The sequence below is a fragment of the Pseudonocardia sp. 73-21 genome (assembly GCF_001899645.1).
Lineage (GTDB): Bacteria > Actinomycetota > Actinomycetes > Mycobacteriales > Pseudonocardiaceae > Pseudonocardia.
In genome coordinates, this window is the sequence record NZ_MKVV01000073.1 from 1 (window position 1) to 1,246 (window position 1,246).

A 1,246-nucleotide genomic window follows, 5' to 3' on the forward strand; every position below is an offset into this window, starting at 1 on the left:
TTCCTGGATCTTCTGATGAGCCTTGGCCAAACTCTGCCGACTCACGTCATCTCCTCACATGGGTAGTGGACCAGGGCCGCTGCCCACCGATTCCCCGCGGGCGGCGGGGTCGGTGGAAAGAAGCCTCTCAACGGACCACGTCCGGAGTGGGACTGCGCGGGGCGCCGACTCTGGAGTGGACCCGGGGCGGTCCGGGCTAGTGCGCGGGCCTGATCCGGGCCGCCCCGTGCCAAGCATTGTCAGGTCCTTGTGACGCGATGGAACAATGTCTGCCGGACACGGGAACAGCTGTGGTTCGTCGGTTGCCGTCGGCGGGCAAAGATGACTCCCGCTCACCTGCCCAAGGGCCTCGACGTAGGTGGGGTTGAGCGCACGACCGGTGGCGTCGGTCGAGAAGGTTCGTGACCTTGCCTCAGAGCGGGTCATGGACCACCGGCGACCGTCGCAAGCTGACCCGTTCGCCTTCAGATCACGGCCGCTCAGGGCACTGCCGCAGCCGGCTGCTGTCATGCCGAGGGCGTCGGGTGCGGATCGTGACAGATCGTCGAGGCCGGCCCGACCGCCCGAGTCAGGGCCGGGTCGAGATCGGTGATGAGATCGCGCGGGACCTCCAGTCCGTCCGACAGGCGGAGGTGTCCCCGGTGCCGGAACTCCTCGGGGTAGCAGCGAGCTCGGTCGTCCTCGGCTCTGACGTGCACGATCAGAAATTCGTCGTAGCCGAGCGACGCCGCGGAGGTGACGAGTTCCAGAGCGGCCGAAGCCGCCCTCGACGTCGACCATCGCCTCGGCGCGAATCCGCTCGATCAGCTCGGCGCGCCCGATCACGGCGCCGCCCATCGCGTCGCCGTGGCCGTTGATGTACTTGGTCAGCGAGTGCACAACAAGATCAGCGCCGAACCGCAGCGGCGTCGCCGCCGCCGAGGTTCGCCTCGAGCCGGTGCTGGTCGGCTCCGCCGTTGCGGGTGTTCAGCTCCGTGTCGGTGCCCGACCAGCTCAGCTTCGACGGGTCGTCGGGAAGCAGGTAGGAGTTGGCCATCACCACCGGTCCCCGGATCGCGCCGGTGCCCGGGTCCGGTGCGTTGCCGGCATGGACGCTGAAGGTGGCGAGATGATGATCGGAAAGAGCCACCAGGTAGTCCTACCCGGCCGGGTCGGGCGGCCTCAGCCCGGCGTCTGATCGAGCCTGTCGCGTAACTCGGCGCGCCACCCCAGATGATCATGCTGGGGGTGGGAGAATCGGTTGTGC

At 68.1% G+C, this 1,246-nt stretch carries 2 protein-coding genes; both read right to left on the bottom strand.

Features of this window, described 5'->3' with window-relative positions; all coding sequences use genetic code 11:
• Positions 1 to 54: 54 nt before the first annotated feature.
• On the bottom strand, positions 55 to 879 hold the full coding sequence (locus BGP03_RS23220; RefSeq protein WP_299737461.1) for a PLP-dependent transferase: 825 nt from the start codon (positions 877 to 879) through the stop codon (positions 55 to 57).
• A gap of 7 nt (positions 880 to 886) precedes the next feature.
• Entirely contained in the window at positions 887 to 1,129 is a 243-nt protein-coding gene (locus tag BGP03_RS23225) for a hypothetical protein (protein ID WP_299737464.1), read from the bottom strand.
• Positions 1,130 to 1,246: the final 117 nt, after the last annotated feature.